The sequence below is a fragment of the Janthinobacterium sp. Ant5-2-1 genome, from assembly GCF_001445815.1.
Lineage (GTDB): Bacteria > Pseudomonadota > Gammaproteobacteria > Burkholderiales > Burkholderiaceae_D > Janthinobacterium > Janthinobacterium lividum_E.
This window is the reverse complement of record NZ_LNCE01000061.1, coordinates 25,134-34,299: the sequence shown is the minus strand read 5'-3', so window position 1 is coordinate 34,299 and position 9,166 is coordinate 25,134. Positions and strand designations below refer to the sequence as shown.

At 58.4% G+C, this 9,166-nt stretch carries 7 protein-coding genes and 1 tRNA gene; 2 read left to right on the top strand and 6 right to left on the bottom strand.

Going from position 1 to position 9,166, the window contains the following annotated elements:
* The 5 genes from ASN89_RS19915 to tig all read right to left on the bottom strand — a co-directional run.
* Positions 1-136 (bottom strand): HU family DNA-binding protein (locus tag ASN89_RS19915; protein WP_200969085.1); only part of this gene is annotated, 136 nt, incomplete at its 3' end.
* 204 nt (positions 137-340) lie between these two features.
* Positions 341-2,752: an endopeptidase La gene (gene lon, locus ASN89_RS19910; RefSeq protein ID WP_034751007.1), complete on the bottom strand. Its 2,412-nt coding sequence runs from the start codon at positions 2,750-2,752 to the stop codon at positions 341-343.
* 277 nt (positions 2,753-3,029) lie between these two features.
* A complete protein-coding gene (gene clpX / locus ASN89_RS19905; protein ID WP_010398446.1) occupies positions 3,030-4,298 on the bottom strand; it encodes an ATP-dependent Clp protease ATP-binding subunit ClpX in 1,269 nt (422 codons plus the stop codon).
* 200 nt (positions 4,299-4,498) lie between these two features.
* A complete protein-coding gene (clpP, locus tag ASN89_RS19900; protein WP_374106865.1) occupies positions 4,499-5,116 on the bottom strand; it encodes an ATP-dependent Clp endopeptidase proteolytic subunit ClpP in 618 nt (205 codons plus the stop codon).
* A gap of 84 nt (positions 5,117-5,200) precedes the next feature.
* Positions 5,201-6,541 (bottom strand): trigger factor, encoded by a 1,341-nt coding sequence (gene tig, locus ASN89_RS19895; RefSeq protein WP_058050489.1) that lies wholly within the window; start codon positions 6,539-6,541, stop codon positions 5,201-5,203.
* 600 nt (positions 6,542-7,141) lie between these two features.
* Between tig and ASN89_RS19890 the strand changes: the two genes are divergently transcribed.
* Entirely contained in the window at positions 7,142-7,324 is a 183-nt protein-coding gene (locus tag ASN89_RS19890) for a hypothetical protein (protein ID WP_046685127.1), read from the top strand.
* Complete coding sequence (locus tag ASN89_RS19885) at positions 7,287-8,846, top strand: hypothetical protein (RefSeq protein WP_058050485.1); 1,560 nt, start codon at positions 7,287-7,289, stop codon at positions 8,844-8,846. Before ASN89_RS19890 ends, ASN89_RS19885 begins: the two co-directional genes overlap by 38 nt.
* 63 nt (positions 8,847-8,909) lie before the next feature.
* Here ASN89_RS19885 and ASN89_RS19880 read toward each other — a convergent pair.
* Positions 8,910-8,992, bottom strand: a tRNA-Leu gene (locus ASN89_RS19880).
* Positions 8,993-9,166: the final 174 nt, after the last annotated feature.

The following is a 9,166-nucleotide window of genomic DNA, read 5'->3' as shown; positions in this document are numbered from 1 at the left end:
CAACCAGCGTCACGCTGTCGTTGTTTTTCAAAGTTTCCGTCACGCCGCCGATAACAGCGTCGAGTGCGCGCGCAGCGGCGGCTTTGGAAATGTCAGCTTTTTCAGCAATGTGGTCGATCAATTCAGTCTTGTTCACTAGCATCCCCAATTACAAAGGTATAAAACGTTTACCGTATCGTTGCGGCACTTTTGGCACCACAGCTGTCCGGCGAAAAAAATGTGCAGGCGTATTAAACAAGCCACACTGTATATGTGTCAAGCGCTTTGGGGGCGCAATTCACGTTTCAATATAAAACAAGCGCTCTAAAAGCGCTTGTTTGGGGAAAACAGGGGTAAAACGTTAGTGTTTTACTACCTCGCCGGCTGCATCAGGCTTGGCCGCGGCGGCCGTGACAGCCTCCACCGCAGCGACGTCCGCCAACGCTTCAGGCATGCGTTCGAGGGCGATTTCCAGCACTTTGTCGATCCAGCGCACCGGTACGATCTCGAGCTTGTTCTTGACGTTGTCCGGAATGTCGGCCAGGTCTTTCACGTTCTGCTCGGGAATCAGGACCGTCTTGATGCCGCCGCGATGGGCCGCCAGCAGCTTTTCTTTCAGGCCGCCGATCGGCAATACTTCGCCGCGCAAGGTGATCTCGCCCGTCATCGCCACGTCGGCGCGCACGGGAATGCCCGTGAAGACCGACACCATCGCCACCGTCATGGCCGCGCCAGCCGAAGGACCATCCTTCGGTGTCGCGCCTTCCGGCACGTGGATGTGGATGTCGCTCTTCTCGAACACGTCCGCCTTGATGCCCAGGCGCTGTGCCCGGCTGCGCACCACCGTGCGGGCTGCCTCGATCGACTCTTTCATGACGTCGCCCAGGGTACCCGTGCGGATGATGCCGCCCTTGCCCGGCATCGACACGGCTTCGATGGTCAGCAGATCGCCGCCCACTTCCGTCCATGCCAGACCGACCACCTGGCCCACCTGGTTTTCTTTCTCTGCGACACCGAAATCGTAGCGGCGCACACCGAGGAATTTATCCAGGTTTTTCGAGTTGACGATGACTTTCTTGTCGGATTTCTTCAGCAGCAGCATCTTGACCACCTTGCGGCAGATCTTCGACACTTCACGCTCGAGCGAACGCACACCGGCTTCCCGCGTGTAGTAGCGGATGATGTCGCGCAAGGCCGACTCGGCCACCGAAATTTCCTCTTCCTTCAAGCCATTGTTCTTGATCTGCTTCGGCAGCAAATAACGCTGCGCGATGCTGGTCTTTTCATCTTCCGTGTAACCGGACAGACGGATCACTTCCATGCGGTCAAGCAAGGCTGGCGGAATATTGTACGAGTTCGACGTGGCCACGAACATCACGTCGGACAAGTCGAAATCGACTTCGATGTAATGGTCGGAGAACGTATGATTCTGTTCCGGGTCCAGCACTTCCAGCAGGGCCGACGATGGATCGCCACGGAAATCGGCGCCCATCTTGTCGACTTCATCGAGCAGGAACAGGGGATTGCGCACGCCGACTTTCGACAGCGATTGCAAGATCTTGCCCGGCATCGAGCCGATGTAGGTGCGGCGGTGACCGCGGATCTCGGCCTCGTCGCGCACGCCGCCCAGGGCCATGCGCACGAACTTGCGGTTCGTCGCGCGGGCGATGGACTGGCCCAGCGAGGTTTTACCGACGCCAGGAGGACCGACGAAGCACAGGATCGGGGCTTTGAGCTTGTCGACGCGCTGTTGCACCGCGAGGTATTCCAGGATGCGTTCCTTGACCTTGTCGAGGCCGTAGTGGTCGCCTTCGAGCACTTTTTCCGCATTCGACAGATCGTTATTGACCTTGGATTTCTTTTTCCAAGGCAAGTTGACGAGGGTGTCGATGTAGTTGCGCACGACGGTGGCTTCGGCCGACATCGGCGACATCAGCTTGAGTTTTTTCAGCTCGTTGGTGGCCTTGTCGAGCGCTTCCTTCGGCATTTTGGCCGAAGCGACTTTTTTCTCCAGTTCGTCGAGGTCGGCGCCATCTTCGCCCTCGCCCAGTTCTTTCTGGATCGCCTTGACTTGCTCGTTCAGGTAGTACTCGCGCTGCGACTTCTCCATCTGGCGCTTGACGCGGCCACGAATGCGCTTTTCCACCTGCAGAATGTCGAGCTCGCCTTCGAGCTGGCCCAGCAGGTGCTCGAGACGCTTGGCCACGCTGAAGATTTCCAGGATGACTTGTTTTTGCTCGAGTTTCAGCGGCAGGTGCGCGGCCACCGTGTCGGCCAGGCGGCCGGCATCGTCGATGCCCGACAGCGAAGCGAGGATTTCCGGCGGGATCTTCTTGTTCAGTTTGACGTACTGGTCGAACTGCTGCACGATCGCGCGGCGCATGGCTTCGACTTCCGACTCGTCGCCCGGCTCGGACTCGAGCGGCGTCAGGTCGGCGATGAAGTGCGTCGGCGCATCGCTGATGTGGTTGATACGGGCACGCTGCGCGCCTTCGACCAGCACCTTGACAGTGCCATCGGGCAGCTTCAGCATTTGCAGAATATTGGCGACGCAGCCAATTTCATAGATATCCGAAGGAGACGGCTCGTCCTTCGCGGCTGCTTTTTGAGCGGCAAGCATGATGCTCTTGCCCTGCTCCATCGCAGCTTCCAGCGCCTTGATCGACTTTGGACGGCCAACGAACAGCGGTATCACCATATGCGGGAAAACGACGACATCCCGCAACGGCAATAACGGCAGTTGAGTTTGCTCAGTTAATTTGGAAGTTGTCATGGCGTACCTTATAGAAAGCGTGTTTACGATGTTGGCGCTCGCTGCCAAAACACAAGACCGGCGAGAATAAATAATTCTGTGAAACAAACATTTTTCTGTCTATTTCGCAAAACACACCCGCATGACGGTAATAAATGCAGTTTTCACAGTAAAAAAAGCCACGCGCAGCTAAGCGCCGCGAGTGGCTTTCCGATTGAAGCCTGCACTCATTGATTTAAATTGTACTGCCATGCATTAAGGAATCAAAACCCTTTTTATGCATTTGTCTCAGCAGTAATCAATTTTCTCCGGAGGCCTTGGCAGTCTCTTGATAAATCAACAAAGGTTTGGCGCCACTGGTGATGGTATTTTCGTCGATGACGACCTTCACCACATTTTGTTCGCTCGGCAGTTCGTACATGACGTCCAGCAAAGCATGTTCCAGAATGGAACGCAGGCCACGGGCACCGGTCTTGCGCGCCAGCGCCTTCTTGGCGATCGCATGCAGGGCGGCCGGGCGAATCTCCAGTTCCGCGCCTTCCATCTCGAGCAGCTTCGAATACTGCTTGATCAGCGCATTCTTCGGCTCGACGAGGATCTGGATCAGCGCCTCTTCCGTCAATTCCGCCAGGGTGGCGATGACGGGCAGACGGCCGACCAGCTCCGGAATCAGGCCGAACTTGACCAAGTCTTCCGGTTCCGCTTGCAGCATCAGTTCGCTGGCCGAGCTTTGCGACTTGCTGCGCACCGTGGCCGAGAAGCCGATGCCGCTCTTTTCGGAGCGGTTGGCGATCACTTTCGACAGGCCGTCGAAGGCGCCGCCGCAGATGAACATGATGTTGGTCGTGTCGATCTGCACGAAATCCTGGTTCGGATGTTTGCGGCCGCCTTGTGGCGGCACGGAAGCCATCGTGCCTTCGATCAATTTCAACAAGGCTTGCTGCACGCCCTCGCCCGACACGTCGCGCGTGATGGACGGATTGTCGGACTTGCGCGAAATCTTGTCGATCTCATCGATGTAGACGATGCCGCGCTGGGCTTTCTCGACGTCATAGTTGCAGCTTTGCAGCAGCTTCTGGATGATGTTTTCCACGTCTTCACCCACGTAACCGGCTTCGGTCAGGGTGGTGGCGTCGGCAATCACGAACGGCACGTTGAGCATGCGCGCCAGGGTCTGTGCCAGCAGGGTCTTGCCCGAGCCGGTAGGACCGACCAGCAAGATGTTGCTCTTGGCCAGTTCGATGTCGTCTTTCTTGCCCAGGTGCTTGAGGCGCTTGTAATGGTTGTACACCGCCACCGACAGGATGCGCTTGGCAGTCTGCTGGCCGATCACGTACTGATCGAGCAAGGCGGCAATTTCTTGCGGCGTCGGCAGGTCGGATTTGGTACCGGTCACCGTCTCGATGCTCGACGTTTCATCACGGATGATGTCGTTGCACAAGTCGATGCACTCGTCGCAAATGAATACGGACGGGCCGGCGATGAGTTTCTTCACCTCGTGCTGGCTTTTGCCGCAGAACGAGCAATACAGTAATTTTTCGCCGCTAGAGGATTTTTTGTCTGACATAAGGCATTTTGGTTGGAACTGCATTAACAATATTGCAAAATCGCAAGCCGGAGTGCGGTAGCTGCCCGCAAAGGCAGCCACCCATGGCGCAAGTCAACAACGTGCACAAGCTCCATGCTACCCGAAATAAAAGCGAAACGCCCGAACGTTTGATCGCCCGGGCGTTTACTTACATGCTTAGCAATACCGGTAGGGGCTCATCAAGCGCGGCTGGTCAACACTTTGTCGATCAAACCATACTCAACGGCCTCGTCGGCGGACATGAAACGGTCGCGGTCGGTGTCCTTGGCGATCTGTTCGATCGACTGGCCCGTGCGCTCGGCCATGATGCCGTTCAAGCGGGTGCGCAGGTAAAGGATTTCCTTCGCCTGGATCTCGATGTCGGACGCCATGCCTTGCGAACCACCGGACGGCTGGTGAATCATGATGCGCGAGTTCGGCAGCGAGAAACGCTTGCCCTTGGCGCCAGCGGCCAGCAGGAAAGCGCCCATCGAAGCAGCCATGCCCGTGCACAGGGTCGAGACGTCCGGCTTGATGAACTGCATGGTGTCGTAGATGGCCATGCCGGCCGAGACCGAACCACCTGGCGAGTTGATGTAGAGCGAGATTTCCTTTTCCGGATTTTCGCTTTCCAGGAACAGCAGCTGGGCGACAACCAGGTTGGCCATCTGGTCATTGACCGGGCCAACCATGAAAATCAAGCGTTCCTTCAGCAGGCGCGAGTAAATATCATACGAGCGCTCGCCGCGACCGCTTTGTTCCACCACCATCGGCACCAGGCCGAGCATCTCTGTGTCCAGCGCCGGATTACGGTTCATACCTGTCATTTCATTTCCTTGTGAAGCAGTTAGGGGAAGCCATCAGTACTTTTCAGCAATGACGGCATCCCAATACCAACTGGTTTACGCTTGTGCGTTGCTTCCCATCAGTTCGTCGAAAGCAACTGCTTTCGTCGTGACTTTCGACAGGCCCAGCACGTAAGTGACGACGTTTTCTTCCAATACAAGGGCTTCGATCTCACCCAGACGACGACGGTCGCTGTAGTAGTACTTCAGCACTTCGCGTGGATCTTCGTAGCTTTGGGCGAAATCTTCGATTTGCGCCTTGACTTGCTCAGGCGTTGCCTGCAGGTTGTTGTCGCCCACCAGTTGCGACAGGATCAGGCCCAGACGTACGCGACGCTCGGCTTTTTCCGCGAACAGTTCTGCTGGGAAAGGCACGTCCTTGACGTTCATGCCGCGCTGCGCCATGTCTTGACGGGTCATTTCGGCCAGACGCTCGGAGTCCTGAGCGATCAGCGTTTTTGGCACTTCCAGCTCAGCAACTTTGATCAGCGCGTCCATGACGGCTTCCTTGTTGCGTGCTTTCACGCGGCCAGCGACTTCGCGTTGCAGGTTGACTTTGATGTCTTCGCGCATTTTGGCCAGGTCGCCATCGGCAACGCCCAAGGACTTGGCGAATTCGGCATCGACTTCCGGCAGGTGCGCCCATTCCAGCTTTTGCAGCGTGATGGTAAACGATGCGGTTTTGCCGGCAACGTCCTTGCCATGGTAGTCCTCAGGGAACGACAATGGGAAGGTCTTCGACTCGCCCACTTTCAGGCCCAGGGTCGCTGCTTCGAATTCTGGCAGCATGCGGCCTTCGCCCAGCACGAAAGCGTAGCCTTCCGCTTTGCCGCCTGGGAATTCAACGCCGTCGATCGAGCCGACGAAGTCGACGGTCACGCGGTCGCCATTGGCAGCGACAGCTTCGCCGCCGTCGCCGTGTTCGCCAGCTTCGCCCTTGGTGTGGAAGTGCACGCGCTGCTTGCGCAGGATGTCGATGGTCTTGTCGATTTCGGCTTCCGACACGTCGGCTTGCACGGTTTCGATTTCAACGGCCGTCAGGTCGCCGATGGCGACTTCCGGATACACTTCGAACGTTGCGTCGAAAGCCAGCTGGCCTTCGGCTGCTTCTTCTTTCGGCACGATGTTCGGGAAACCGGCCACGCGCAGATTGTTTTCGTTGGCGGCGTCGTTGAACGCGCGGCCGACTTTGTCATTCAGCACTTCGGATTCAATTTGGTAGCCGTATTGTGCTGCGACCATTTTCAACGGCACTTTGCCCGGACGGAAGCCCGGTGCCTTAGCCGTACGGGCTTGCACTTTCAGGCGCTTCTCAACTTCCGTGCGGACGTCCGTCAGCGGGAAGGAGATCGTGATACGACGTTCGAGTTTGCCCAAGGTTTCGACTGCAGTTGCCATGTAAAAAATCGTCCAAAAAATAAACACTGTTGGTGCGAGAAAAGAAGACCCGACCCCTTGCGCCATCACTGGCGGCAAGACATGGGTCCAGCTTCACTCGCTCGCATATTCATCTGTAAAAGTACTGAAAACAGGACGATGGACCTGGTCTACCCGGCTGAGGAAAAACCCGCACCAGGCACCAAACAATCCGCCGCTTCCAGTACTGCGACAGGGCTCCGAGCGTCCAGCCATGCGTCTAGGTATATGCAGGGCCGGCCATCATTCGGTAAAGCGTGGCATTATAACAAAGGACTTCGGGAAAGTGGCTGGCTTTGCAGCCCGGCCACAGAGGATACCAGCGGCGGCGAACGAGTCGCCACAGCCTGGGAGTGCCCTGTCTTTACTCTTGCCCCGGCATTCTTTATTTCGCCAGAGACAGGCTTTCCAGCCTGCTTCGTTCATTAGTATATGCGAACTGGCGCCCCGTCCGAAACAAAGAAATGCGCTCACAGCGAAGATTTCGGGCAAAAAACCTTTGATTTACCTCAATTTGGCCATTTTTCAGGCAAACCTAAGCCGCGTACGCCCTCTCCAAGTGAATTTAAGGGAGAAAACATCATGAGCGATAGTACACCCGGCAGTTCCAGCAACGCCAAAGCCAAGCTGCAAATGGTCCTCAGCCGCCTGCTCGACGGCGTCACGGACGACGACCTGCAAAAAATCCAGACGGAAGTCGATGAAATGGAATTGCGCATGCGGGGCGATGGCCACCACGACCACGACCACCCTACCGTCGCCTGAGCCGGCAGTGGCTGCGCCAACCGTGCGCGCCGCGCCACCGGATGCGGACGTGCTGGCCGCCGTGGAAACGGCGCTGGCGGCCCACCGCGCCTTTGGCGACAGCGGCTATATCCGCGACCAGCTGGCCGTCGCCTACCGGCGGCGCTTGCACAAGCTGGGCAGCACCCTGCCCGAGGCCGCGCGGCTGGCCAGCCGGCTCGATGGGGCGCCACCCGCGCGCCAGCGCCAGCTGCTGGGCGACACGGTGCTGCGCTGCGCCGTCCAGCACGCCATGCGCCAGTTGCACCTCGGTGACGAGTACGGCTTGCCCCTGCCGCAATGCGCGGCGCTGTTCCTGGTGGCCGACGAACACCTGCGCGCGGGCTTGCCCGGCCGGCCGCTGACGGCGCACTTGCCCGACATGGCGCGCCTGTACGCCGAATATGCACCGCAGGACAACGACACTTATATATGGCATACCTGGCATCAGGGCACGCCGTATGCGGCGGCCTTCCTTGCCGTGATGGACGATAACTACGGCGCGCCGCTGGCCACGCCCACGCCGCAGGAACGGGCACTGCTGCGACGCGGGCTGGGCCTGCTGGAAACCTTGCTGCCCCGCCTGACGGCCAGCGCGCTTTCTCATGTGCAATTGATCGCCCTGTTTCCCAAGCTGGGCACGTGGCGCGGCAAGGCGTCCAGCTCGCAATTTCGTGTCAATGGCAGCGTGTTCCTGAACCAGGAACTGATCGGCAACCCATGGTGGCTGGCCGAACACTTGCTGCACGAGTCGCTGCACCAGAAACTCTACGACTTCCGCCACGGCCACAGCCTGCTGGCGCCCGACTATGCGCGTGAGGATGGCGCCAAGGTCTGCTCGCTGTGGAATGCGCCCGATGATGAGGGCAATCATTATTGGGATGCCCACCGCACCCTGGCCGCCTTTCATGTGTATGTCCACCTGGCTCTGTTGTGCCTGCTGGCCGAGCAGCAGGAGGCGGCGCTGGCGCCACAGTACGGCCCCATCGGCCAGCACATGAGCGGCAGCCGGCGCGCCATCGATCGCGCCCGCTACCTGGGCGAGCAATTGCAGCGCACCACCTGGCCGGAGCTGGGACTGGCCGGGCGGCAGATGACGCACTGGCTGCTCGACGTGCTCGATGCGCTCGACACCCAACGGCGGCCAGGCGGCGCCACCTTGCATTTGCTGCTCGACCTGTACGAACGCCAGAGCCGCAAACTCGATACTTATCTGGCGCTGCAGCCGCCACCGCGCAGCGATACGCTGGCCGCGCAGGCAGAGCAAGAGCTGGCGCAGACGCGCGAGGTGCTGCACCTGCTAGGCAAGGAACTGCCGCCCTCAACGCAGGCGCAGGAGCACAACTGGCCGCAGGCACGGCAACGCGTCCTGCAGGCGCTGTGGCCGCTGACTGAAGATGACAAATTGATGGAAAAAAGCGGCTACCCGCAGGCGCAGGCATTGATTGCGCAGATGGTGCAACAGTCGAGCAGGCAACTGGGCGCACTGGGCGCACTTGCTTAATTAAACTGAATGTTTGGAGAATATCTTGATGGTGCTGCACGTCCGGGCTGGAACAACCCGGATTGGTGCGGATGGGGAGACTCGAACTCCCAAGCCGAAGCACTGGCTTCTAAGACCAGCGTGTCTACCAATTCCACCACATCCGCATTTTGTACTACTGTGTGCTACTTGCTATAAACTGCTTCCCTGATTTTAACAACTCGGGAGCGATCTGGCTACCTTGGACTTATGAGCAAGCCCGGAGCAAGCGCTCGGTAAAGCAAAGGCGGCATTCTACTGGATTTCCCAGAGGAATGCCGCCTTTTTTATGCCAGCGCCCT